Raw genomic sequence first — 25788 nt, forward strand, 5'->3', positions numbered from 1 at the left:
TCACGCCGGCCAGACCGGCGCCTGGCCGCTCCAGCCGATCACCAGCAGGATGTCGTCGAGCCCGGCGGCGAACAGCGCGTCGGCCTCCGGGCCGAAGGAGAGCTGCCAGTCCCCGCCCGGGCTGGTGCCGCAGAGCGGCACCCACGCCGGTGCGTTGCCGCGCCGGGTGCCTGCCGTGGCGTCGGCGGTGGCGGCCGTGCCACCAGCCGCGCCGCGCCGCAGCGTCACCGTGGTCGCCGGCACCGGCGCGGAGCCGACCAGCCGGACGGTGACCGCGGTGGTGGTCACCGACTCCAGGTTGGGCGGCAGGTCGACGTCACGGAGGTTGAGCGTCACGCTGCGGCCCACCGTCGGGTCGGGGTTGTTCAGCGTGTACCAGGCGTCCGGCCGGTCCCTGGCCAGGCTGAACACGCAGTCCGCGCCCCGCGTCCGATCGCGGTTGAGCCGGTCGACGACCTGCACCCGGTAGCCCACGTCGGACAGCGCCGTGTACTCGACGGTCAACAGCGCGTCGGCGATGCTGCTGTAGTCGAACGGGTTCGCCGCCTGCGGCAGCTCGAACCGCCAGGTGGTGTCCACCCCGCTGCCCTCGAAGGGCAGCAGCATCTCCGCCTGCATGTCCATGTCGAACATGCCGGTGGCGTTCACCGGCGAGGTCAGGGCGACCGTCGCCGGCTCGTGCCGCAGCACGATGTCGGAGAAGCCGGTGGTCTGCGGCACGGTCACCCGGGAGATCCCGTTGGACGACAGGGTGGCCCGGATGCCCCGGTTCGGGGGTACGAGGGCGACCATGCTGAGCCGGACCTGCCGGATCAGCCGCAGGTAGTGGCCGGGGAAGTCGGCGTCGAACATGCGCATCGGCGTGGCGAAGCTGAGCACCCCGGTGGACCGGAAGTTCAGGAACTCCACCGGCATCAGCTGGGCCAGCGAGAACGTCTGGCTGAGGTTGAGCCGGCGCCGGTCGGTGGAGAAGGCGTACTGGTCGAGCCGGGTGACGTCGGCGGCGAGCCGCTCCGCGCCGGTCAGCCCCGCCCGGTCGGCGCCGCTGCGACCCGCGGTCAGCTCCGCGGGCGACTGCCAGTAGTCGTTCTGCACCAGCAGCTGCGGCTGCTCGGCGCGTTCGAAGGCGAGCTGGGCCTGGGCCAACCGGGCGGTCGCCGTCGCCTGCTGGAGGAAGTAGCGGTAGACCTCGCCCAGGGTCCGGCTCATCCACTGGTAGAGGTCCGCGTTGGTGAACTGGGTGGTCAGCAGCTTCAGGGTCGCCGAGGCCTGCGCCTGCCCCAGCTGGGCGATGTCGTGCTCCTTGTTGGCGATCGCCAGCTGATCGTTGGCCACGGTGACCTGGGCCGCCGCGACGATGGCGTCCTGCTGCGCCGCCGCCAGCTGGGTCCGCCACTCGCTGCGACGCTGCTCGATGCCGGCCATCAGCTGGTTGGCCTGCATCTGCGACTCCAGGTCGTTGAGCACTCCGCTGGCGATGCCCTTGGCGATGCTGGCCGCGCCCATCGCGGCGCCGGCCACGCCGGCGCCGCCGAAGCTGAATGCCTCCTTGAACATGTCGGTGGCGGTGGACGCCGCCTGGGCCACCCCGATTACCGTGTCGGCGACTGCGATCACATTCTTGACGTCCCGCATCGCGCCGTAGCCGTCCAGCAGCCGCTTCTCGTAGTTGTTCGGCGGCGCGGCGATGTTGGCCTGGTAGTTCTGCACGATCACGGCCGACTTGGCCTGCTGGTCGCGCGCCACCACGACGGCGTCGCCGGCCTCGGCGACCCGGGCCGCCTGCAGGTCCACCTGCGCATCGGAGACGGCGAGCGCCTTCTGGGCGTCGTAGAGCTGCAACGTCTTGCTGTCGTACTTCTCCAGCGCCGCCAGGTAGGTCGACTCGACCTGGGTGGCCTGGGCGACCAGCTGCCGGCACCGCTCCATCAGCACCTTGTACCGGTAGGGCGTGGGCTGGCTGATCCCGGTCGAGGCCATCGCCCCCTGGGTACGCGCCATTCCGGCGATGTTGCGGCCCTGCCGCAGCTTGGCGAGCTGGACCTGGACCCGGTTGGCCAGGGTGGTCAGCTCGGGGATGGCGAGGGTGGGCTCACCGGCGTTGGTCGGCGCCACCGGCGCGAGCCACGGGTGGGCGAGCAGCATGGCGGCGGTCAGGTAGAGCCCACGGGCACGGGCGATCGACGCGTCGGTCTCCCGGGTGAACTCGGCGTCGGCGTAGTCGATGTGGCAGCGCGCCTGGGCCAGCAGGGCGTACCGGGTGTACGGGGCCGGTCGGCCGGCGATCAGGTGGAACGGGTTCAGGTCGGCGGTCCACCCTGGCGGGAAGGTCAGGTTCGGCCGCACCGGCGGCGCGGCCAGCTCGCTGTTGACCACGTGGTACGAGGACGGGAACACCGACGGCACCACCGCGTCGTACGGGTAGACCAGCCAGTACCAGTCGAGCGCGGCCAGGTACTCCCCCGCCGCCTGCAGCCGCTGCGCGATCAGCAGCGGCACCGCCCAGAACACCTCCCGGGCCAGCGTCGCGTTGGTGGCCGCGATCGTGCTGGACAGGTTGGCCAGCGTGCTCTGGTGTGCCGCGGTGTGCTGCGGGTCGAGGTAGCTGAAGGACGGGAAGGCGCTGTTGGCGGCGCGCTGCGCGGCCAGGTACGCGGCGGCGGCGTTGGCCGCGTCGACCGCGCTGAACGGCCCGGACCCGGCCATGCCCGACCAGAGCGCGTCCATCGGGGCGGGCGGCGTGGCCCGGGGCAGCAGCAGGGCTGGGTCGAGGTGGCGTTCCGGGAACAGGAACGTCTGGATGGCGGTCTGCCAGCTCGCCTGGTCGCCCATCCACCGCCAGGCGCTGTCGAACTCGGCCCGGCCGCCGGTGAGCTGCCAGGCGACGGCGGGGTGGTTGGTGGGCAGCTCGCCGGAGCGGATCGCGAACAGCAGCGACTGCAGGCTCTCGATGGCCTGGGCCTGCCGGGTGGTCCGCAGCGTGCCGCCGGCCTTCATGTCGATCTGGTAGAGCCCGGTCATCCGCTCGCCGATGTCGCCGGTGCCGGGCGGCGCGGCGCCGGCCGGAGCGGCGGCCACGTCCGACAGCAGCGCGTCCCGCAGGATCGGCAGCGCGGCCTGTTCCGCCGCGGCGACCGCGTCGGCGTACCCGTCGAGCAGCGCCTGCTGCTGGGCGACCCGCGAGGCGAGGGTGCTCTGCCAGGCCACCCTGGCCGCCGGGTCGGCGCGCAGCGGGTTGACCTGCGGGACCGTCTGGTCGGGCCGGAACAGGGCGGGTGAGACGGAGATGCCGCCCTCCTGGCCGCGCCAGGTCGGGTACAGGGACCACCGGCGGACGCCGACGAGCACCGCGACCGCGTCCGCCGATTCGGCCTCGGTGACCGGGTTCCCGGTGCCGGTGGCCTGGCTGAGCCGGGCGAGTTGCCGCAGATAGGCGAAGCCGGCGCGGGTCAGGTTCGCGGCCTCCAGGGCGGGGCCGATGTCGGTGCCGCCGCGCTCGGCGGTCTCCAGGGCCGCCAGGTCGACCCCGGGCAGGGCGAGGTTGAGCATCGCGGCCAGGCCGGCGGTCGGATTCGCCGCGCCGCGCCGGGCGCTGTCCAGCGACTGCGCGAACGAGCTGAGGGTGGCTGACCGCGCGGCGAGCAGCTGCCGTACCGGGTCCCCGGCGGGGCCGGCGACCACGTCCGCCGGGCCGATCACGTCGGGGTCGACCAGCACGGCGTAGGCGCGGGGTCCGGGTGGCGCCTGGTCCGCCGCCGCCCACCGGGCCGCCAGACCGGCCAGTTGCCACTCCTGCACGCGGGGCACGACGGGGGTGCGGGCGAGCGGGTCGACGAGGGTGCTGAGCAGCCCGAACAGGGTTTCCAGCGCGGCCTCGGTCAGCGCCGGGCCGTCCAGCACCAGCTTGTCCAGCTCATCCGGACGGGTGGAGGACAGTGGGATGCCCAGCCGCGCGGCGAGCGCCTGCCGGTCCGCCGTCGCGGCGCCCCGGGCCAGCCGCAGCTCGGTGTACGACGTGCCGAGGCCGGCCAGCAGCGCGGCGTACGCAGCCGACAGGTAGCCCGCCTCGCCGGCCGCGCCCGGCGCCGTGGAGATGCCCTTGGCGGCGAGGTAGGCGCGGAGCAGTTCCACCGGCACCCGGAGCTGGTTGACCTCCTGCCGGCCCACGTCGGCCGCCGGGGTGGCCGGTTCGCTGATCTTGTCGAGGTGCTGGACGAGCACCGAGACCAGCTGGGCGGTGTTGAGCGCCCCCTGCGGGGTGGTCACCCGCTCTTGGGCGAAGGCCAGCAGCGCGGCGAGGTAGGCCCGCCCGTCGAGCCGGGCCGGCAGGTCCGGCGGCATGTACGTGCTGACGAGCTGGAACGGCACAGACACCGGACCGGTGCGGTTCCCGGCGGCGTCGGTGGCCCAGACGTACACGGTGTGTGCGCCGTACCCGGTGACCGCGACGTCGGCCCGCCAGTTGGCGTACGTGCCACCGACGGGCGTGGCGGTCTGGGTGGGTGCGGTGGAGGTCTGTCCCACCCCGACGGTGGCGGACCCGCCGGACATCCCGCTCTGGGTGTCGGTGCCGGTGCCGGTGACGGTGACAGTGCAGGAGGCGGTGGCGGTGGGGATGACCAGACCCGGCGCGGGGTAGGTGATCTGCGGGTGCGGGGCCGCCCCGTCGACGGCGGTGACGGTGACCGTCCGGCTGCCCACGTTGCCGGCCGAGTCGGTGCAGCTCACGGTCACCGCACGCGGGCCGAGCGGCAGCGGCGACAGGTACGCCGAGCCGGTGTACGTGGCCCCGGACCGCGCCATGTCCTGGGTCTTGTCGCCGCAGGTGACTCGCATCGAGCGGGCCCCGTAGTCGGTGCTGGTGGTGGCGGTGACGGCGATGGTCGCGCCGGCCTCCTGGAGGGTCACCGGCTGACCGGCCACCGGCTGGCTCACCGTCAGCACCGGCACCGCGCTGGTCAGGGCCACCACCAAACTGCGGGAGGTGGACACGTCGACCGGGCCGTCGATGTCCTCGGCGGAGACCGTGGCGGTGATGGTGTCCGAACCGGCCCGGTAGGCGCGGACGGCGGCCGACCAGGTCTTGGTGGCCGAGTTGAGCGTCGCCGGGTAGGTGAAGCCGTCCATCCTGACGGTGACGCCCGACACCGAGTAGGTCCCGGCCGAGTAGGTGCCGGAGACGGTGAAAAGCATGCCCGGCTCCGCCCCGTACACGGTGGCGCCGCCCGCCGGGGAGCTGATACCGACCTTCGGCGGTATCGGGGTCGGATCGGGGTAGCCTCCGCCGCCGTCGATCGGCAGAAGGCTCGCCTTACGGGCGGTCGGTATCGAGCTGCTCAACTCGTCGGTGGACATGCGCGGTCCCCCCTCGGACACAGGCACTCGGCGCGGAATCGGTCGGCCCGTCACCGGCGCCGTGGCCGGTCCGCCGGCGGCACGCGTACGGCCGGGCGGGCCGTCGGCCGGCTCACCGGAGCTCGGGTCCGGGTCGCGCGGGTTCGGGACGGTGCGGGACGGGCGGTACAGCTGCCGACCGGGGCCCCAGCGTCGGCGGCTGGTTGGACCGTAGGCCAGCCGGGCGGCGTCCATGACGTGCCTGTCGGCTTTCCGCCACACCGTCGGGCTGATCGGCGGACCAGTGCCGGCACGTACCGCCAGCGCGCATTGCCCGCGAACGGGAGGCGCCGTCGGGAGGATGGTGCTCCTCCCGACGGCGCCGATCGGGACGGCCAGTTGCGGTTGATGGTGAACGTACTGGTGGTATTTCGGATGTCCTGGTAGTTGTCGCTCAGCCGGAGGTTGGTGAAGGTGGCCGAGCCGACCATCGGGCCCTGCCCGGCCTCGGGCATCTCGTTGACCCAGATGCCGAACCCGGACTTGGCGTCGGAGGCTCTTGCACACTCCGTAGATGCCGCTGGCCGGCGTCGACCTCGGCCTGGCGGATCCACGTGCGCAGCGTCTCAGCTGACCCCGAGCTTGTGAGCCACCGACGTGATCGGCGCCCACTCGGTGTCGTGCTCCGGTCGGGCCTCGGCCACCAGCCTCATCGCCCGGGTCTGCAAGTCAGCTGAGTACCTGCTCCGTCGTGCCATGACTCCATCTCCTCACGGGATGGAGCCACAAACCCAGGGCGGCTCACCGGCGGTGGTGACTCCGGCGGTGTCTGACCGCCCGGTCCCGCCTCATCGTGGCCCGCCTGCGCTTGTGCGCGCCGGTTGTTAGTGCATCGACGGCGCCGAGGACAAGCCGCCGTCGGGTCCCCGTCACCGAAAGCGCCTAAGTGGATGCTGGATCCCGACTGATCGGGTTGGTCCGCCCCTCATGGACCCGATGGTGGTCAACCAGCGGCCCGAACATCGCGCTGTTGCGCCGGTAGGCGCGGTGGGGGGCGGGCGGCTTGAATCAGGATCGGCACCGTCCGCGCGGCGGCACGGGCGCAGCCGGTGCCGCGACGGTTCCCCCGACCCGACCGTCCGCTCGACCAGGAGGAGGCCGGCATGATGCCGACCGGATGGTGCCCGGGTACCCGCCCGGTGCCGGGCATGCTCGCCGCCTATCCGGGGACGAGCTGCATACGGATCTTCTTCGGCCCCGGCGACGGGCTGCCCCCCACCGCCTGGACCGACCAGCGGCAGCGGCTGGCGCAGGTGCCCGCCGACGCCGACGTGATCATCTCCCACAAGGACCCCGACGTGGACGCCGCCGCGTTCGTCGCCGCCTGGCAGGCGACCGGGCGGATCGGGCGGCTGATCCTGGTCCCGCACCACGAGCCGGAGCAGCAGAGCGGCGGCGACCCCGCCCCGGCGGCGTTCCGCCGGTCCTGGACCCGCACCCGGAACCAGGTCGGCGACCACCCCGCCCGGCACGACGGCCGGTTGCGGCTCGCGGTCTGCTGGACCCTGCAGTGGGTACGCCGGGTCGACGCCACCGGGCGGCGGGTCAACGACTGGCGTACCTGGTGGCCGGAGCACGAGTCCGACGCGGTCGACCTGGTCCTCGCCGACTGGTACCCCTACGACCCGACGGCCCGCAACCCGTTCCGCCCGGCCGGCTACGAGGACCCGGCCGCCGCCCTGGCGATCATGGTGGAGCTCTCCGCCGCGACAGGCAAGCCGTGGGGCATCGCCGAGATCAACCATCCGCGGATCACCCGGGCCGGTGGCTTCCCAGTGGACCTGGATCCCGACGGCAGCCGCTGCGCGGACTGGTACCGGCGGATGCACGCCTGGGCGAAGGCGAACGGATGCCAGCTATGGTCGCACTACCACCGCGACGAGGGTGACCTCACCGATCGGACGGTCGAGCAGCAGACGCTGCGGGACCTGATCGCGCAGGAGGCGGCCGCGCCCCGCCGGCTCGCCCCCGCGTTGGAGACGCTGCGCGGCGAGATCGCCCAGCGCTGGCCGGGCGCCGGCCGGGTGGTGGTGGACTCCGGCCACCACGTCGACCACCGGCCCGACACCCTCGGCGACGTACGTGCGATCGATGTGGACGTGACGGGGCTGGGCACGGCGGCGCTGCTCGCCGCGTTCCAACGGCATCCGGCCGCCAACCAATGGATCCTGGCGGGCGCCGCCGCGCGGGCCGACGACCGCTGGACCCGACGCCCGTACGCCGGCACCGATCCCGGCCCGGGGCGCCTGCACCTGGGCGTCCGACCGACCGGCGACGCGAAGCGGGACCAGCTCCCCTGGGGGCTGACGGAGGAGAACGGCATGGACGCCAAACAGTTGCTCGCCCTGCTGAAGGACCCGGCCGTCGCCACGCAGTTGCGGGCCCTGCCGTGGCAATACACCGGCGGCGGGATCCCGCAGGGCATGTCCACCCTCGGGGTTCTCAACGAGCTGGTGCTGACGGTCCGCGCGATCGGCGAGGTGGTCGCCCGGCAGAGCGCCGATCCGGCGGGCGTACGGGCGTTGCTGGCGGCGCTGCCGGCGCCGTGCGGGAACGTCGAGGCCCTGGCCGCACCGCCGGCTGCAGACGCGGACGCCGGGAGCGTGCGGGTCGGACGGCCGGCCGAGGGCGCACCGGTCGTCCTCAGGCCCGCGGAGCAGGCCGCCGCCAGGCCGGTCGATGTGGACGCCCTCGCCGAGGCGGTGGCGGCGCGGGTGGTCGCGGCGCTGCCCGCGGACGCCGCCGGCCTGTCCCGGGCGGACCTGACGGCGGCAGTGCGCGCCGCGCTGACCGACCTGCCGGGCTGACCCGCCTGTCCGAACCGGTGGGCTGACCGCCCGATCAGCCGGGCGGACCGCCGGCCGATGTTCCGCCCGAGGTCCACCGATCCACCCGGGTGAACCTGCCAATCGGCGAGCCGGCTTCTCGATCGGCGGCACCCGGCCACCACCCGGGTGGTCGCGTCGCCGATAGCCGACTCATCCCTTGCCGCCGCGACCTGCGGTTTCGACAGTGGACGCAGGAACCCGGCCGCGTACCGCCGAAGGCGCGAGGGCGCGGCACGCCGGCGCGGAACCCGCCGCGGAGCGCCGGCCCGAGCAGAGACCGGAGGCGACGGTGATGGACACCGCCAGCGTCGACAGTGACTACCAGGTGACCGTCTTCGAGGAGGACGACGACCCGGAGACCCTCATCGGGGAGGCGGTCGAGTACGACCTTTCCACGGACGAGGAGCAGTGACGTGAGCGTGCACCTGGCACCCACCCTGCGGGTGCTCCGCGAGGAGATCAACACCCGGTGGCCCCACCGGGACCGGACCTCGGACGGCTGGATCGGCGACGCCGACCACCAGTCGCGCCGGTCGGACCACAACCCGGACGGCGACGACCGCTCGGTCAACGCAATCGACGTGGACGTCGACGGCATCGACCCGCTGCTCGTGGTCCGCCAATGCATCACCCACCCGTCCTGCCAGTACGTCATCTACAACCGGGTGATCTGGAGCCGCACCCGGGGCTTCACGGCCGCCCGCTACAACGGCACCAACCCGCACAACAAGCACCTGCACGTCAGCGTCAGCCACCAGCGTTCGCTGGAGGACAGCCAGCGGCCGTGGGGCATCGCCGCGTCGCCGGCCACCCGGCTGGGCGACCGGGTGCTGCGGAACGGCTGCCGGGGCGGCGACGTCCGGGAACTGCAGACCCTGGCCAACCGGGTCGGCGCTGGCCTCACCGTCGACGGGGACTTCGGCCCCCGGACCACGGCGTGGGTACGCGCGTTCCAGAAGTCCCGCGCGCTGGTGGCCGACGCGGTCGTCGGCCCGGCCACCCTCACCGCGCTGCGGCAGGCCACCGCGCCTCCACCCCCGCCCGCCGGCCAGATGCCAGGCTGCCGAACCATCCGGCGCGGCAGCAGCGGCCCGGACGTGGCCTTCGTCAAACGCTTCGTCGGCGCGCGCCGCTGCGGCCAGCCCGGCGCCGACTTCGACGAGCGCACCGAAGCGGGCGTCCGCTGGTACCAGCGGATGCGCGGCCTCACCGACGACGGCGTCGTCGGCCGCCTCACCTGGACCCAGATGGGTGTCCGGGTCACCTACTGACCTCAGGAGAGTTCTCATGCGGGTATCCTTCCGCCCGGCTCGGGACGGCTACGCCTTCACCAACGGCTTCACCAACCACATCAAGATCGCCGGCCTGCCGATCACCGACACCAAGGGCCGGTGCGGCGGAATGGCGTTCGCCGCGCTGGACCACTGGCACCAGCGCCTGCCGGTGCCCGCCGCCAGCGCCCTGCCGCAGGACGGCAACCCGGTCGCCGACTACATCTACGACCGACTGATCACCAGCATCGTCGACAACTGGCCGATGTACTTCCAGTTCATGCGGACGCCGGACCACCCGACCACCCTGAACGGAATCGGCGTGGCCCGGATGACTCGCGAGGAGTAGTTCCCCAAGCTCAAGCAGCTCCTCGACCAGGGGCTCCCGCAGCCGCTGGGCCTGTGCCAGTCCCGCGACCCGGGCGGCTTCGGCAACGACCACCAGGTGGTGGCGTACGGCTACGAAGAGGGCGAGCGGACCCGGGTCTTCATCTGGGACAACCGGTACGCCCGCCGCGAGGACGTGCTCGAGTTCAAGACCGCGTACGACCCGGCCGACCGGGTGGTGCGGCAGGGCAACGGCGACCAGTGGCGCGGCTTCTTCGTGGAGCGGTACGCGCCGCGGCTGCCCTGGTACCTCACCGGGGGAAAGCTGCTCAGCGACCGCTCCGACCCCCGGATTTATGTGGTGCACGGCGGGGCGAAGTTCTGGGTGACCAGCCCGCAGGAGTTCGACCGGCTTGGGTTGCACTGGAACGAGGTGGTGGAGCTGCCGGACGGGTCCACGTCGTACGTCGCCGACGCGCCCGGGGACCGCGTCCTGCTCCGGGAGATCGACCGCGCGGAGGTGTACGTCACCTATGGCGGGCACGGCTTCCACATCCCCGACCCGGACACCCTGGTCCGCCTCGGGTTCAGCTGGGCCGACGTCCGGGTGCTGCCGCGCGACTCGCTGCGGGCGCTGCGCCCGGTGCCGGTGGACGGCACGGTGCTGCGCGAGGAGCACCAGGATCCGGTCTACCTGGTGGTCGACGGGGCGCTGCGGCACGTGCCGGACCCGGTCACGTTCACCGCGCTCGGGCTGCGCTGGGACCGGGTCGGTGTGGTGCCGGACGGTTCCCTGACCGCCCTGCCAAAGGGTAACCCGCTGCCTGCCTCCCACCTGCCGGCCTGGTCGGAACGGTCGGCGGGGCAGCTGATCACCCGCGACCACGACGCGGTCGACTACCGGATCGAGGCCGGGGCGAAGCCAGCGGACGAGGTGGAGTTCGTGCTGAACCTTGGCACCGGCCTGACCTGGCGCAAGGAGCTGGGCCTGCACGCGAAGGACGGGGACTGGACCATCGCGGTGCAGGACAGCAAGCGCACCGACGCCAACGGGCTCTACCGCTACCAGCTTCCCGAGGGGCAGCTCCGGCTACGCAAGGCCAAGCTGTTCGGCGCGGTAACCGGCGTGCTGGAGCTGAACGACCTAGACCGACTACCAGCCGGCGCGCGGGTCACCTTCACCTGGGTACGGGACTGATCCCGGTCAGCTCCGCCCAGGGCGGACAACCAGTACGGTCGTCATCAACCTCCATACGGTGCCATCCGCCGCCGCCTCGGCGATGACCCGCCGCTGGAAGGCCCGCCTCGGGGCCGTTCGGCGGCGGGGCGCCCCAGCGGGCCGCCACGGTTGCGGGGTCCCGCCATCTGGCGGGACCCCGCAGGCAGCGGGGCCAGGGGCCCACCGGCCTATCCTGGGTCGTGCACGGGACAGACAAGGTGGTCGATGCGGTGGGGTTTCAGGCCCGCGATCGTGAACGCCCCGACCAGGTGATCTCGGACGCGGCACGGCTGGTCGCGGTCCGGTTCGGCCGCACCCACGACCGCCGCTACACCCGGCTGCTGCGCGACCTGGTGGTCTCCGGCCGGGCCAGGCCCGGCGCATTTGTCACCCACCACGGCAGCCTCGCGGACGCGCCTGACCTGTACCAGCGCTTTGACCGCCGCGAGGACGGGGTGATAGCCCTGGACCGTTGCCGCTTCCGCCCGTCAGCCGCTCGGCGTCCCGAACAGCATTAGCCGCTCATCTCCCATCGACGGCGCTGATCACGTAGGCGTCACCGCCGTTCGCACACCAGGCCGTCGCCGTTGCGGTCGCGGTACCAGGCGTACTCCGGATCGATGCCCCTGCGGTACGGGCCGTAGCCGGCTGCGTTCGCCTCCTTGCAGGTGCCGAAGCGAGGGTCAGTCACCGGCGTCGGTGGAGGCTTTGGCCTGGTGCTGGTCGGGGCCGGTCGTGGACTGTTGGCACGCGTGGCCGTCGGTTTGGCGGAGACCTTCGGCCCCGCAGTCGTGGGTTTGGCGGTGCTTCCCTCCACGAGGGGAGCCGACGCGACCGGTTCCGCTACGGTCGGGGTCGGACTGGCATCGACGTCGACGAAGCGGTTGTCGGGCGTCGTGCTACTGGCAGAGGGCTGCGCCGTGTCGGAGCCGTCGTCCACCGCGTAAATCACTGCGCCGCCGCAACACAGCCCCACGATGGCGACGCCGGCGATCAGCCATGGCAATGCCTTCCTCTTGGCCGGAGCGGGAGACGCGGGATACATCGGCAGGACTGCGGTGTCGTCCAGCGGCACCTCGTGCGGGCCGCCGTGGGACGGCGTAGGTGTCGTCATCGGGGCTGCTCCTGGCTGTGGGGTGGCTATTCGGGTCCGGCGCAGGACCAGGCCGGGGCGAGGGTGTAGGCGAGGAGTGAGGCGGCATCCCCGCCCCGACCTGGTCATTCTGAGCGGCCGGGCGCGCTGGCATTGGTCGGGGGCCAGTGCCGCAGCTTAGGCACCTTCGACCGACGCGCGCCAGATCTCATGCGAAGATCCGGCGACGCTTCCGGCGTGCGGCCGGCCGGTGTGGCGTCGGGTGGTCGCTGCCGGGCATCCGGCCGCTACCACCCGACAGGCGGCGCGGACAGCTTCAGGAGGACGCCGTTCCGGCACACCGCGGCCCCTACATCACCTCGTGTCGGTCGCCGTGAGTGTGAACGGCACCGCGGTGCCAAGCCACAGCTGGGTCAGGATGTAGCGGGCCCCGCTCGGGATCGTGCCGGACTCGTCGGCGGCCGACGACGCCGCGGCGCCGAGCAGGGTGCACGACTCGTCGTAGAAGTACAGGTCGAAGTCGTAGGGGGTGGCGGTGTCGCTGTGCACCTGCGCCTCGTGGGCTCCGTCGCCGAAACTGTCCGGCAGCTTGGTGACCCACCCGTCGGCGCCCTGCGCTGGCGCGGCAGGCACCGCACAGGTGGTCTTGAAGGCGGTGGCGGTCACGCCCGTGGCGTCGTCGGCCGTGCCGGTGGACGAGTTGCCCGTGACGATCACCCCGGTGTCGGTAACCGGCGCGTCCGGCGGTGACGGCGGCAGCGGCTCGACCCCGGTGGCGGTCTGGGAGAAGACCTGCAGTTCGGCGGTCTGCACGTTGCTTTTCGTCTCGCCGAGCGCGGTGTCGGTCCAGAGCCGCACGTACTGCGCCTGTACCGGCTTCGCCAGGGTGAACTGCTTGTAGTGCAGGTCGGGTGCGGTGGGGCGGGGCGTCTGGTAGCCGAACGCGTCGGCCTTGGTCAGGACGGTCTGCCAGTTCGCCCCGTCGGTGGAGGTCTGCAGCGTGAACCCGCGCAGCCCCTCGAATCGGGAGGTGGTGAAGGCGCTGACCTGGACCGACGAGATCTCCGCCGGGGCGGCCAGTTTGATCACAGCGTTGCCGGTGTCCGGTGCGGCCTTCCAGCTGCTCGCCTCGGTGTCGTCGATCAGCCGTCCTGCACCGGTCGCGGTCGCCGAGACGACGGTGGCGCCGTTGGCGGCGGACGTCAGGTTAGGCGCCAGGGCGAACCGCAACGCCGACGTGTTACCGGCGGTGACCTTCACACCGGGGAAGGTGCGGGAGCCGAATCCGTCGGCCGTGATGGTCACCGGGTAGGTGCCGGCGGTCACCGGGGCGGAGAACCCGCCGTCGGTAGACGAGGTCCGCAGCGGGGTGACCCTGGCTTCGAAGACGCCGAGGCTGATGTGGGCGCCGGGGATCGGCTTGCCGGTGGCGGCGTTGACGACGGCGCCGGTCAGGGTGCCGTTGCGGGCCGGGTTAACGTGCTCGTATGACGGGGTGGGGTCGGTGTCGTCGCCGCCATTGCTGGCGGCGTGCAGGCCCAAGCCCCGCTTGGCGAAGGTGCCGTAGACCGTGTCCACGATTGCGGCGTAGTCGGACCGGCTGTGGTAGCGGTTGCCCAGGGCGGTGCGGATCGCGTCGCGCATGTCGATGAACGACGGGTCTGCCGGGGACAGCGGCATCGCGTCGGTGACCAGGCGTGCGGCGATCTCACCGCCGGCCGCTTCGCCGTAGCGGGCGACGAGGGCCTTGCGCATGTCCCACAGGGTGGCTGTCCAGATCTCCCCGTCGGAGTGGACCTCGGCGCCGCCGAGGTCGTATCCGATGTCGCCGAAGCCGGTGGGATTCTTGTCGTAGCTCCAGTTCCGGATGCCTCGTTCGGTGTTGCCGGTGGCGTGCTGGCCGACGACGGCGGTGGTGGCGAGCTTCTTGCCGTAGAGGTGGTTCAGCGCGTACCAATCGCCCCAGCCCTCGCCCATGGAGCCGGACTGGTGGGTGTTGAGGGCGTTGTCCTCACCGCTGACGTACCGGTTGGACAGCCCGTGTGCGTACTCGTGCTCGATGACCGAGGCGTCGAAGTTGCCGTCGGAGTACGGGCCCTCGAAGGTGTCGTTGATCGGCTCCCAGAGGAACATGCCGCTCCAGGCGGGGATGCCGTCGGGCAGGGTGAGCATGTAGGCGTTGTCCCGGCCGGTGTACGTCGGTGCGCCGCCGCTGGCCGCGCCGGCGTGGACCAGCCCGAGGACCGGGTCTCCGCCCTGTCCGCCGTTGGCTCCGTTGCTGACCTGGAAGTTGCCGCCGGACTCGGTGAAGCCGAGCGCCCGGAACTCGTCGTGGATGCGGTTGTGGTGCCAGAACAGGTTGGTCGCTGCCGGGTCGAGATCCAGGGCGTAGCTCGGCGGCGCCGCCTGGCCCTTGCTGCGGGCCCAGTTCGCGGAGTACGCGTAGTTGAACTGGGCGGTCGGGCTCACCGGCCGCGGTCCCTGGTCCGCGGGGACCAGGAAGTTCGAGTAGTTGGCGTACGTGTTGGCGTTGTTGCCGAAGGTCGTCGGCCCGGCGACGCCCACCAGCCCGGTCGGGTCGACGTAACCCGACGGCGACTGGGCGGTCGGCCCGAACGACTTGATGACGGGTGCGCCGCCGGCCGGGGCCCCGGGGTAGTTCTCGTAGACGGTGCCTTCGGCGTCGCGCGCCACCAGGGACGCCTGGTACAGCGTCTCTCCGGTGGCCGCGTCGACGACGGTGTCCCACGCCTGATCTAGGGCCTTGATGAACAGCACCCGGTACGCCGGTCGGGCACCATCCCGCGTCGGGAACGCCGCCTTCTGCACGTAGGATTCACCGGCGAAGGGGCCCTTGGCGAAGACCTGGAAGCCGGCGCGGTCACCGGTCGCCTGCGGCGTGTATGCCAGGCCGGGGGCGAGCTTGCCGGCCACACCCTCCAACACCTGCCCGGCCGACAGCTTGTGGGCTGCCGTGAGCCCACCGGTGCGGGTCGAGTTGCCGGCGTAGGAGAGGACCTTCCCGTCGCTGGTGACGGCTACGCCGAGACGCCCACCGCGCACCGCCGGCAAACCACCGTACGTCTGCGTGAAGTTCAGCACGTGCGTTCCGGTGCCGACCAGTTCGTGATCCCGCACAACCGTCAGCGCCGCGACGTCCGCCGCCGTCAGGCCGAAGACACCGCGACTGGCATCGATGAACGACCGGGCCACCGCCGTCGCGCTCCCCGAACGCGGGCCGGTGAGCCAGCCACCATCCTTGCGAATCGTCCGAGGCGTACCAAACCGCCCGTCCCAGCTGACCCGCGTGCCCGCGCCGGCAGCCCCCACCAGGTCGCGCACCGCAGAAAGCTGAGCATCGGTCGGTCGCACCGATTCCGACGTACGGCGGACATCGAGCCGATCGATGCCCAGCGACCCGACATCGACGACAGCCGAAGCGACGGATGGACTGAGTGTCAAGACCAGGGCGAAGGCCGCCCCGACGGCCAGTGCTGGACGGATACGCATGGAGGCTCCCTCTGGGGGTTGGATCATGCCTGCGTCGTGCCGGAGGTGTTAGCTCCTCGCAATGGACATCGGCGTCCACACCTGAAGCGCAACATCCATCGACGAAGCACCAGCTCGCCGCGGATCACCACCACGTCCCAGGAGTCAGACATGCGCGGCACCCTCTTTCCGTCCCGTCGACCGGTGCGAACCGGTCCGGCAGGTACCGGCCAATGATTGGGCGTATCGGCCGTGGCTGCCGGAGCCGGGCGTGTGGCTGCAGTTGCACCGGACGGGCGGTCCGGTCAGCGGCGGGCTCACGAGCCTTGAGGTGGCCGCCCCGGTGCCGTTCACTACGGCACGGTGGTCTCGGCGTCCTGTCGGACGGGCAGCACGAGGCGTGCGGCGGAGAGGTCCAGTGTCGCCGTCACCGCGGCGTTCGGTGCCCGGTAGGTCGGCTGGTCGACCTGAGCCAGGTCCAGTCGGATACGGTGGCCGGCAGCGAACGTCCAGTGGTTGCCGTACAGCGGCACCTGGACAACCCCGCTGTGGGCGTCGTACCCGGTGAAGTCGAACCGGTAGACACCCCGGGTTACCAGCGCGGCAGTGCCGTTGGGCGAGACGTCCCATACCCGCGCGATCAACACGGCGGCGGCCGCGCCGGGCGTCGCGGCGTACCGGGCCTGAACGTGGCCGATGCCGACGAAGGTCTGCTCTGCGGGCAGATGCCCGGACAGCGACGTGTACCCGCCGTCGGTCGGCGTGGTCAGTCGTGCGGACACACGGCAGGCCGGGCCGCTCGCGGTGTTGCCGCCCGCGACGGCGTCGGTGGCGGGGCCGTCCGGGTCGCTGGCGCCCGCCGTCGCTGGCAGGAGTGCGTCGCCCTTGTATTCGACGATCAGCCTGCCGTTGGCGAGGGCGGCGGGGCTGGGCGCGCTGATCGCGTCGGCGGCTGTCACGGTGCCCTCGCATCGCGTGGGGTAGCTGGAGACGGCGGTGCGGGCGGGTCGGCTACCGGCTATGTTCGCCTGCAGGAACGTCCACGCCCCTTGGTTGATCGCCTGCCACACGGCTGGCGGGTTTTGCGCCCGGGAGTGCCCGACGTCGCCCACCATCACGGCGACGGGCCAGTCCCGGTCGAGGCTCTTCAGATAGCTGAACATCCGAAACGACTCCACCGGCGGGAACAGGTCGTCGGTCCAGCCGGAGATGGACAAGACCGCTGGCTCGCGGCCCACGTTACGGCCGATGCGCCACCCGGGCTGGTAGTACGCGGAGTGCCAGGCGCTGAAGGCGGTTCTGACCTGGGCCATCATCGGGTCGTCCACGCGGCCCGGGGCGCCGTACGGCTCACCTGCGTTGACCCTGCCAAGCCAGGCGGTGAAGGGTTCCGGTCCGTTGCTCTGCGGCGCCAGGGACCCCGCGTCGAAGACGCCGTTGGCGGTACCCAGGCCGTAGAGGCCACTGATGTAGCTGGTCTTGGCGACGCCAACTGGGTTGCCGACGCCGCGGCTGTCCGGCTCTCCCTGTGAGGACGAGTACTCATCTGTCCCGCGGTACGGCTCGCCAGGAGCCGCGCCGGAAGGCCCACCGGGGTGGCCGTTGGGCATCAGCGAATACGCCAGATCCGTCCACGGGTACTTGGGCACGGCAACCTGCAGACGCAGTCGTGGTAGGCCGGGGAAATCGCTCCAGTACTCGCTGCCCGCCTGGGCAGCGGCCTGCAGCCAACTCTCCCCGCCACCGTAGGAGCCGCCGCTGACCGCAACCTGATCCCGGTTGATATCGGGATAGGCAAGCGCGGTCAGGCTGGCGAGCCATTGCGTGTCACGGATCTCGACGTCTTTGTTCTTCACCCGTATCGTGCCCGTCGGCGGACAAGCCGAGCCGCCGGGCGGCATGCACGTCGGGGCCCCGCCAGCCGGAGTCGCCGGTTGATAGCTCGCACGTGGGCCACTGTCGCGGAACCCGCGGGCGGTGTAGGTGATCACGTAGTAGCCGTGTCTGGCGAACCAGTAGCTGTTCCAGTGGTACTTGTCCGCCCCATCGGCGACATCCGAGGTGGACTCCCACTCGTGCTTGTCGTTACCGAAGCCGTGCAGCAGCACGATCATCGGATGGCGGTCACCGGTGCCGGGCATCGGCCGCGTCACATCCACGCCAAGCGGCGAACCATCGAAGCTGGGCACCTGGGCCGAGCATACGGTCACATCGCCCGGGTATTCCGCGCAGTTGGCTCTCAGCTCCCCGGCATCCGGCGGCCCGCTGCCCGCGGCACCCGACGCCAGCGCCGTCGTGGGTATCGCGTCGGACAGTACTGCCAGCAGGACGACGCTGACGGCAAGGGTCAACCGGCCGGACGCCATACGCATTCGTGTCACCGCAACTCACGCCCCTCCACTGGCCGCCCGCCTGACGCCGGCCACTACCGATGTTCATCGCTCCCGGCCGCCAAGCCGCAACAGCAAACTGATGTCCATCGACGCCGGCGACACCACTCGCCCCCGAACCACACTCCGGATCATGCGAACGACAAGGGCAGAGACTCATACCCACCAGCCCGCGCCTCCGCGATCGCATCCCTTGACACCGGAGGAACCGAGAGATGGCTGCGAGGTCCATAGCGAGGAACGCGCCGTCGCGACCCTGAAGCCTGGAAGGTCCTGAGCAAGCTGCGCTGCTGCCCCCGTCGTGCCACCGCGGATCGTCCATGATCACGTCGCAAGCGCCCCAGGTGGCGATGCCGCCGGCGGGCAGAAGCATTCCCCGCACCGTCGCCAGGGCGAGTCGTCGGCCGCGCCGCCGCATGACGGGCACTCCCCGACTCGTCCAGGTCGCCCAATAAGCGCTCTTGTCGCCTGGCGAGGTCGGCCGATCACCCTTCGACACTCCGCAGTGGCGTCACCCGCACAGCGGCCCGACCCGCCTTGCGCGCGTCTCGTGCCACACACGAGCTCCCCACCTGCGGAACAACTCCCGGCCGTTGCTGCCGGCCACCGTCCCCGCTGCCGACCAGGAATGCGAACCGTGGTGCCGACGGTGGCGAGCAGCAAGTCCGACCCGATCGACGCCCTTGCGGTCGCGCACGCGGAACTGCGTGAACCGGACCTGCCGGGTAGCGCAGCTGGACGGCCGGCAGGTGAAACTCCTGTCTGATCACCGCCGCGATCTGGTGGCCGAGTGGACCAAGCTGGTCAACCGCCTGCGGTGGCATCTGCGCGAACTCGACCCGGGCCTGCAGATCCCGTCGCGAGGCCTGCGCCGCTACTGCGTCATCGACGACCTCGCCGACCAGCTCGCCGAGGCCGAGGCCGAGGGCACGGCGGCTCGGATCGCCCGGAACCTCCACGTGCGGTGTCGGGAGCTGACCGTGCAGATCAACAGCCTGGAGCGGGAACTACGCGACCTGGTCCGCGTCGTGGCGCCCAGCCTGCTCGCCGCTCCCGGCTGCGGTGTCCTCGGCGCGCGATGATCCTGGGCGAGACCGCCGGCGCGGCCCGGTTCCGCTCCAGGCACGCCTACGCTCCGTTCAACGGCACCGCCCCGATCCCGGTCTGGTCAGGCAACACGGTGCGGGTGCGGCTCAACCGCGGTGGCAACCGGGTCGTCAACACCGCCCTGCACATGATCGCCGCCACGCAGGCTCGCGGCGTCGGCCCTGGTAAGGACTACGTCGACAGGCAACTCGCCGCCGGCAAGACCCGCACCGAAGCGCTGCGGCTGCTGCGCCGCCGATTGTCCGACCGGGTCTTCACCGCCCTCATCGCCGACGAACACCTCGCATCCCAGCCGGCCGGCGCCACCGCCGCAACATTGCCGTCGACCAAGCCGAGAACCCGGATAGCGGTGGCGGCTTGACAACAGGAGTGAGCATCGCCGAGCTCGATCGGCCACAGCCGCGCTCGTGAGGTTCACCGACGAGCACAAGCAGGTGTTCGGCGTCGAGCCGATCTGCCGCGCGTTGCGCGAGCACGGCTGGCAGCTCGCGGCCAGCTCCTACTGGCCGCCTGCTGGCGCACGCCTTCGACCCGCTCGCGCCGTGACGCCTGGCTCGCTCGCGAGATTCGGCGGGTGCACGCGGCGAACCACCATGGCGAGACTCAGCGTCGTGACGATTGCTGCCAATGGAGCCTGATCCGAGGTGACCATGGCCGGCGTTGAGGGCCGCGCATGCTGGTGCGCGGTGATCACCTGGTCAAGCTGAGCCACCACGGCCGCCCGCTCGCCGATGGCCTCGGCGAAGGCCAGGGTCACGTGGAACCGGAATCCGTCGGCGGCGGCCGGCGGCAGGAGCAGTCCCGAGATGCTTCTCTCGTCGACCGTGTGCATCAGGGTGAACGATGCCCTCCGATCGTGTGCCACCCCGCTCAGCCGCGCGTACATCCACTCGCGAACCCCATCGTGGCCGAGGAATACGACGGCGCGGTCTGTCACCACCACCATTCCCGGGTCGACCACGTGGAGCCCGTCTGCGAGCACCGGGCTGAGCGTCGTGTCGGGCGTGGCCAGGACCGCCCGTTCGGGCCGGGGGAGGCCGGCGATGTGGCGCCCCTCCGCCTCGATGAGCTCGGCAGCGGGCAGCACGGTGTAGACGACCTCACCGGGGAAGAACTCCAGGGAGAGACCGACGGCTGCATCCGCCGACCCCCTGAACTCAGACGCCGCCGCTCGCAGCTGTCGCAGCTTGGTGTCCCGCTGCTGCCACGCCCCTAGCGCGGCGTCGTACGCTCGCTGGTACTGCTCGTTCTTCCGGTCGGCCCACCGCTCACGCCATCCGCGCAAGCCGATCGGCTGTGTCGTCCACACCCAGGTCGCCTCCTGTGAAGATGGCTCTTCCTTCGGCGTCACACCTTGTACAACCCACCTAACACCTCACGGGACACGGCATAGCCATCAATGCGCCCGGATTAGCCCGGTAAACGCTGGTACGGCGGGGTTCAGCCTTGCCCTGCTGGCTGCTGAGGCGCCCGGTGCGCCGACCCCTGGGGCCCAGCAACCGGCACCGGATCGCCGCGGATCAATCTTCTCCTACCGGAAACACTGGGAAGTATCGATCCCGCACGTTTCCCGGATCGAACGTGAGCGGTTGTACCGGGTGTGACGGCGAAATTACAGCGATCATTATGATCCGGACGGAGGAGCGCCCCCGATGGCGGATCGCGTGGGCGGAACGCGAGAACGACCGGCGGCGGCGCGCGTACGACACCGAGGCCGAGGCCTGGCACCGACGAAATGACCAGCTGATCCGGCTACAGATCGAGGCAGCCGAGTTCCTCGGGTGCACGCAGCCGCGTACCGGCCTGCCGGTGGACCTCGACGACGACGAGGTCGTCTACCGGGTGCTGCCGGCCACGGAGCTGGTCGAGGCGGAGGGGCGGCACATCGTCGGGCTACCCACGCCGGGGCTGACCGTCGCCGCGGCCAGCGTCGGCGCACCCAGCCGCGCGCTGCCGAGGGACCTCCGGGTCGTCGACGTGGGGATGGCCGTCGTGACCAACCATCGGGTGGCCTTCTCGGGGCGCGACAGACGGCGCGAGTGGTCATACACGGACATGGTGGGGCCCGCGCATCACCCCGACGTCCCACTCACCCTGCTGCACACCACCGACGGGAGTCGGCTCGCCGGGCTGCGGGTGCCGGCCGACACCTCCGTGAACTTCCGCTTCTACCTCACCCTCGCATTCGCCGCCGCCACCGGGGAACGCGCCGCCGTCGCCGCGCAGATCGACGCGCTGCTGGATGCCCATCAGAACACGCGGCCGCTGCCACCGCCACCGGCCCAGCCAGACCACGCCCGGCTGACCCCGCTGCGTCCCGATCGCCTAGCGGCCGCCGCCGCAGCACTCCTCGCATTCGCGTGCGCGACGTTGACTGTCGCTACGTCCAAATCGGAGCAGGACGGCCTGCCGTACCGGGCGGGCCTAGCGGCGCCCGGCACCGCCACCACCGGCGCGCCGAACGCCATCGGCATCACCACCCCGAGCACCCCCGCCAAGCTGGCGGCGCCGGACAGCGGTACAGCCGCGCCGCTGACCGGCCCGACGGCAACTCGGCCTACGGGCGGCGAGCCGGGAGTAGACGGACGGATCCGGCGCCAAGACACGGCGCACCGGGGCTCCTCCCCCGCACCAGCGGTTGCAGCCGCGGGTCCGGCTGCCCATCCGGCCCCGACCACCGGTCCTGCGTCGACCACCGATACGGCGCCGACCACTACGCCCTCCCCGGCCAACGGTCCGGCCCCGACCACCGCACCACCCTCGCCGAAGGCGCCCGTCGTCAGCCTCTGCCTGGACCCCCTACAGCTACCAATAGCTGAGCGGCTCCTATGTCCACCAAGCGGCCCCTGAATTGGGCAACTACTTCGCCTGCATCGCCCATCCCTTGTCCCCGTCCCTGCCCGACACATGACACCGCGCTACCAGCCTGGATTCCAGCAGATTCGCCGCGATGCAGCGGCCCGGGAAGGTTCGCCGACCGAGAGCAGCAGGCAAGCCGCCGCCCTGGAATGGACCGTCCTCAGGGACGGCATCAGCAGTCTTGGCCGATCTCGGGCAATCATGATGGCGTACTGCCGGTTGAGGACCGGGTAGAAGATCGGCTGGCCGGGCAGGCCGGGTGGCCAGGCTTCCAACCGGAGGCGCGCACGAGTTCGAGCTACTCTGAGCCGGTTGGCCGCCACAGGGTCCGCTACGACCACGACCACCAAGCCGTCTGGAACTTACTTCTTGGGCGAGCTGTGGCGACGCACAAGCAGGCCATCGAACGGCACCTCGCCGCGCTCTGCCGGCGACGCGGCATCCCCTTCGTTCGGCGGGTCGGCCCAGGCCGAATTCCTCGGGCCAATGCGACCACGATCATGGCAAAGCAGGCGATCAGCAAGGTGATTCCGCCGAACACGGCTTACGCCCACCACTCGCCGGAGCGCTGCCGTACCTGTCGAAGGGGATGAGCTGGCAGGTTCCAACCGCAGGCGCAGCTACGCCATTATTGCGGCCCGGCCAGGCTGGCGGTGGGTGCCGGGGGGGGGGGCGATTCAGCCATCATTTGTGCCTCCGGCGGGGCGTCATGGTGCGCTGTTCGGGTCGAATTGGGCGGGACCGCGAGGTGGGGGCCGGCCCGCCCGAGACATGGACAGCAACGCACCTTGGCTGTCCACTATTGACCCGGCGTTAGTGATTCTCTCGCCGTCACACTGCGGTAGAGCCCCTGGTCGTAGGGAGGCAGCGCGTGCGCCTTCACCCACCGGTGCACCAACCCTCGGACCTCGACTGCGTGCCCGGCGGCCACCCGCATATCGGCGCCAGCCGCCTCGAGCAGCCTCAGAGTTGGCCCGCTAATGCCCGTCGGGTCGGCCATCGCCACCCCGGCCTCGATGCCGAGCAGCCACGGGTTTGTGGTCACCTCGTGCACTGCGGCGATCGCCTCAGCGCGCGGGGCGTGCCGATCCTCGCCGATGCCGTAACGCCCGGCTACCGCGGACAGCGCGGCCAGCACTTGCCGCTCCCGCCGCGGCAGGGAAGGCACATGCACCATCGGATGACCGTACCCCGGGTACACCGGGATCGCGGCGCACAGCCGGTCCGATGAACCGCTGGACGATGGCTGAGCACGCCGGGGACGCCTCGCCGGACGGGATGCAGGACCGGCTGACCCGGGTGAAGTGGGACGACGCTGCGGTCCGCGCGGACGTACGCGAGTTCGTCAGCCGCCAGCTGGGCGACTCCGAGGCCGTGCTGATCGTCGATGCGACGGAAGGGCGGCCCCGAGCGAGGCTCCTCTTCTTGTCCAAACGCATTTTATTGCAGGCAATAGCCTCCGGGTGCAACGAGCCCGTTCACGGGTGTCGGAGCACGCGATGCTCATTCGCGTCGGCTCAACCTTCGAGCACAAGGAGGGCCACCGTGGTCCCAATGCGGATGCTGCGGCGCAGGAGCACGCGCCCTGTACCGCTTGAAAACTCGGTTTCGGCTATGCGGCCTGGGAGTATTCGTTGATCAGGCCGTTGAGGATCTGTCGGTCAGGGCCGACCGGCCTCGGCCGACTGGGTGTTCGACCGACGCCGGACGGTCTCCGAGCCCGGTCGCGGGTCCGTTTCGTCCCGCCGGCGCTGCCGCGATCGCGACGCTGATCGTTGTTCGGTGGCCCCTTCCACGGCGTCGGGGGCCGCGACGGGTGGTGTGGTACGACTCGCCGCGGTGTCTACCAGGTCCGGCAGGTCCCGCCCGGCCACGAGGGGTAGCTCTCGCGTGACTGCCGCGATCGGCCCCGGCTCGCCCGCCGGGTCGGCGACTCGGGCCACACGTGCCTGCCCCGTCGCGGTTCGCGGCATCGGTGCCGCGCTGCGGGTCGTTGCCGGCGGCGCGGTGTCGGCCGGCTCGGCGGCGGAGCCTGGCGCGTCCGTGGTCGACGGTGCCTCCGCCCGGCTGGTGGCCGACCGGTCTGGTGTGTTGCGCGGGGTTCGGCGCGGTGCGGCTGCCGGCAGGAGCGGGGCGAGTTCCGCGTGCAGCGCCGCCCAGTCGGAGGCGCGGGGCGGGTCGGACTGATCCGTGGTCGAGGTGAGCTGGCCCGTGCTTTCGGACCGCTTCAACTGCCGGTCGGTACGGTCCGGCGTCGCCGCCCGGGACCGCTCCGATCCCGGTCGCTCGGCACCGTCTCCCGCCTGCTCGGTGGCGTTCCCCTGCTGAACGGCATCCCCGGCCGACGCTGGCCGCGCTGAGCCGCCGAAGGCCGCGTCCGCCGGAGGGGCTGCGGGAGCCGCGTCCGGCGCGGGGGCCGCGACCGTGAGCGGCTCGGGGGCGTGGGCGAGCAGCCGCTCCGGGGCGTCGGCGAGCAGCCGCGCGGCCGAGGCTAGTGCGACGGGGTCGGGTTGACCGGCCCGACGCCATCGGCGGCGGCGGCCGCCCGCCGGCAGGTTCCCGGCCAGCACGCGCGCAGGTGTCAGATCGGCGGCGATCAGCGCGGTGAGCCCGTCGTAGTCCGCGTGCTCGGCCAGCCGCCGGGCGATCTCGTCGAGGTCGTACACCGTCAGGGCGATGTCCGCGGTGGTGGCGTCCAGTGCTCGGCTGATCTTGCGGTGCAACACCTTGCTGAGCGCCGCCTGCCGCCGCTCGGCGCGGATCTGCGCGCGGGCCGCGTCGAGCGAGCCGTACAGCCCGAGGCCGGGGTCGGCCTTGGACAGCGAGCGGGCACGGCGGGTCAGCCACGGGTGCCGCAACCAGTGCCCAACCGGTTCGTACGCCGGCGTCGTGGGTGGCAGCTGCTGCCTGGCGCGCAGCCGGTCCCGCCGCTGGTTCTCGGTGTTCATCAGCCACGCCAGATAACCGAGCAGGGACATGCCCGCGTAGAAACCGCCTTCGAGGTGGTTGCTGTGAGCCAGCCAGTTGAAGGCGACCGCGGCGGCGGCGATGCCGGCCGACAGCACGCGGGACAGGATCGCCGGTTCGCCTAGTCGACGGCGTACGTCGACGTTCGCCAGCACCACGACGCCGCCCAACTCCAGTGCCCCAACCGCGGGAAGGGCGACGTACCACGGCATGCCGAGCCGTTCCATCGCCCCGGACACCTGGCCGCCGAGCGCGACCAGCAGCACGACGACGTAGAACCCGGCGCGCAGCACGGCGACGTGCCGCACCGCCTTGGCCAGCTCCGCGTCCCACGCCTCCGGCGGGTCGGCGCCTGGCGCCCCGCCCGAGACGCCTGGCGCCCCGCCAATTGAGTTTCCGCCGGTCATCCGGATCCGGTCCGATTCCTGGAACACGCCGAGCAGGTTCCTCTCTCACTCCGGCCCCGGCCTGACCGGCGCCGCGGCCGCCCGACCCGGCGATGCCGCCCACCGGGTCGTACCAGAGCCGCGCTCCGGCTGCCGCCCGTCGTCCGCCGCATGCTACAAGGTTGCTGGCTGAATTGGAGAAATCAGATACCACGCCGGGTCCATCGGGTCGCCCGCCCGCGCCACACCGCCGGTCACCGGTGCTCACCCGACCGGCACCGCCGTGGCCGGTGCCGTGCCGAACGCCCGCGCCAGGTCGGCGGCGATGAGTGGGTCTTCGAAGTTGGCGGGGGCTGCGCTGTCCTGAGTGGACCCCGGCGTGAGGGTGCCCGTGGCTCTCGGTGATCATGCCTGTTGTCTAGGCAAGCCGATCACTGCAGAGAAACCACGGGCATGGT

16 protein-coding genes and 1 pseudogene are annotated in these 25788 nt (G+C 71.6%); 9 read left to right on the forward strand and 8 right to left on the reverse strand.

The window, feature by feature from the left end; genetic code table 11:
* Positions 1-5355, reverse strand: coding sequence for a hypothetical protein (locus tag SLP03_RS22855; protein WP_319462678.1), 5355 nt, complete (start codon positions 5353-5355; stop codon positions 1-3).
* A gap of 1142 nt (positions 5356-6497) precedes the next feature.
* Between SLP03_RS22855 and SLP03_RS22860 the strand changes: the two genes are divergently transcribed.
* The 6 genes from SLP03_RS22860 to SLP03_RS22885 all read left to right on the forward strand — a co-directional run bounded on the left by SLP03_RS22860 (position 6498) and on the right by SLP03_RS22885 (position 11557).
* Positions 6498-8201 carry a hypothetical protein gene (locus SLP03_RS22860; RefSeq protein ID WP_319462679.1) on the forward strand — a complete coding sequence of 568 codons (1704 nt, stop codon included), beginning with the start codon at positions 6498-6500 and terminating at the stop codon, positions 8199-8201.
* 205 nt (positions 8202-8406) lie between these two features.
* Entirely contained in the window at positions 8407-8634 is a 228-nt protein-coding gene (locus tag SLP03_RS22865) for a hypothetical protein (protein ID WP_319462680.1), read from the forward strand.
* A 1-nt stretch (position 8635) separates the two neighbouring features.
* Positions 8636-9493: a peptidoglycan-binding protein gene (locus tag SLP03_RS22870; RefSeq protein WP_319462681.1), complete on the forward strand. Its 858-nt coding sequence runs from the start codon at positions 8636-8638 to the stop codon at positions 9491-9493.
* Between the two features lie 16 nt (positions 9494-9509).
* Positions 9510-9842: a hypothetical protein gene (locus SLP03_RS22875; protein WP_319462682.1), complete on the forward strand. Its 333-nt coding sequence runs from the start codon at positions 9510-9512 to the stop codon at positions 9840-9842.
* Between the two features lie 99 nt (positions 9843-9941).
* Positions 9942-11018 (forward strand): hypothetical protein, encoded by a 1077-nt coding sequence (locus tag SLP03_RS22880; protein WP_319462683.1) that lies wholly within the window; start codon positions 9942-9944, stop codon positions 11016-11018.
* 239 nt (positions 11019-11257) lie between these two features.
* The gene (locus SLP03_RS22885) at positions 11258-11557 is read left to right on the forward strand and encodes a hypothetical protein (protein WP_319462684.1); all 300 of its coding nucleotides are present in this window, start codon (positions 11258-11260) and stop codon (positions 11555-11557) included.
* Positions 11558-11595: 38 nt separating this feature from the next.
* Here SLP03_RS22885 and SLP03_RS22890 read toward each other — a convergent pair whose 3' ends face one another.
* The 3 genes from SLP03_RS22890 to SLP03_RS22900 form a co-directional block, all read right to left on the reverse strand.
* On the reverse strand, positions 11596-12153 hold the full coding sequence (locus tag SLP03_RS22890; protein WP_319462685.1) for an excalibur calcium-binding domain-containing protein: 558 nt from the start codon (positions 12151-12153) through the stop codon (positions 11596-11598).
* Positions 12154-12486: 333 nt separating this feature from the next.
* Complete coding sequence (locus SLP03_RS22895; protein WP_319462686.1) at positions 12487-15345, reverse strand: M36 family metallopeptidase; 2859 nt, start codon at positions 15343-15345, stop codon at positions 12487-12489.
* 629 nt (positions 15346-15974) lie between these two features.
* Positions 15975-17993, reverse strand: coding sequence for an alpha/beta hydrolase family protein (locus tag SLP03_RS22900; RefSeq protein WP_319462687.1), 2019 nt, complete (start codon positions 17991-17993; stop codon positions 15975-15977).
* Between the two features lie 767 nt (positions 17994-18760).
* Between SLP03_RS22900 and SLP03_RS22905 the strand changes: the two genes are divergently transcribed.
* Together SLP03_RS22905 and SLP03_RS22910 are read left to right on the forward strand one after the other, a co-directional pair.
* Entirely contained in the window at positions 18761-19093 is a 333-nt protein-coding gene (locus SLP03_RS22905) for a hypothetical protein (protein WP_319462688.1), read from the forward strand.
* Positions 19090-19479 (forward strand): transposase, encoded by a 390-nt coding sequence (locus SLP03_RS22910; RefSeq protein ID WP_319462689.1) that lies wholly within the window; start codon positions 19090-19092, stop codon positions 19477-19479. The genes SLP03_RS22905 and SLP03_RS22910 overlap by 4 nt, the downstream gene beginning before the upstream one ends.
* A gap of 138 nt (positions 19480-19617) precedes the next feature.
* On the opposite strand, the gene SLP03_RS22915 is transcribed toward SLP03_RS22910, so the two are convergent.
* Complete coding sequence (locus SLP03_RS22915; protein WP_319462690.1) at positions 19618-20427, reverse strand: hypothetical protein; 810 nt, start codon at positions 20425-20427, stop codon at positions 19618-19620.
* Positions 20428-20744: 317 nt separating this feature from the next.
* Between SLP03_RS22915 and SLP03_RS22920 the strand changes: the two genes are divergently transcribed.
* On the forward strand, positions 20745-21968 hold the full coding sequence (locus SLP03_RS22920; RefSeq protein WP_319462691.1) for a hypothetical protein: 1224 nt from the start codon (positions 20745-20747) through the stop codon (positions 21966-21968).
* 197 nt (positions 21969-22165) lie between these two features.
* On the opposite strand, the pseudogene SLP03_RS22925 reads toward SLP03_RS22920, so the two are convergent.
* The 3 genes and pseudogenes from SLP03_RS22925 to SLP03_RS22940 form a co-directional block, all read right to left on the reverse strand.
* Positions 22166-22266: pseudogene (locus tag SLP03_RS22925) on the reverse strand (ADP-ribosylation/crystallin J1); the annotation flags it as partial.
* Between the two features lie 510 nt (positions 22267-22776).
* The gene (locus SLP03_RS22930; protein WP_319462692.1) at positions 22777-23154 is read right to left on the reverse strand and encodes a hypothetical protein; all 378 of its coding nucleotides are present in this window, start codon (positions 23152-23154) and stop codon (positions 22777-22779) included.
* A gap of 484 nt (positions 23155-23638) precedes the next feature.
* On the reverse strand, positions 23639-25378 hold the full coding sequence (locus SLP03_RS22940; protein ID WP_319462693.1) for a hypothetical protein: 1740 nt from the start codon (positions 25376-25378) through the stop codon (positions 23639-23641).
* Positions 25379-25788: the final 410 nt, after the last annotated feature.

Origin of the sequence: Micromonospora sp. RTP1Z1 (assembly GCF_033804685.1) — a bacterium.
GTDB lineage: Bacteria > Actinomycetota > Actinomycetes > Mycobacteriales > Micromonosporaceae > Micromonospora.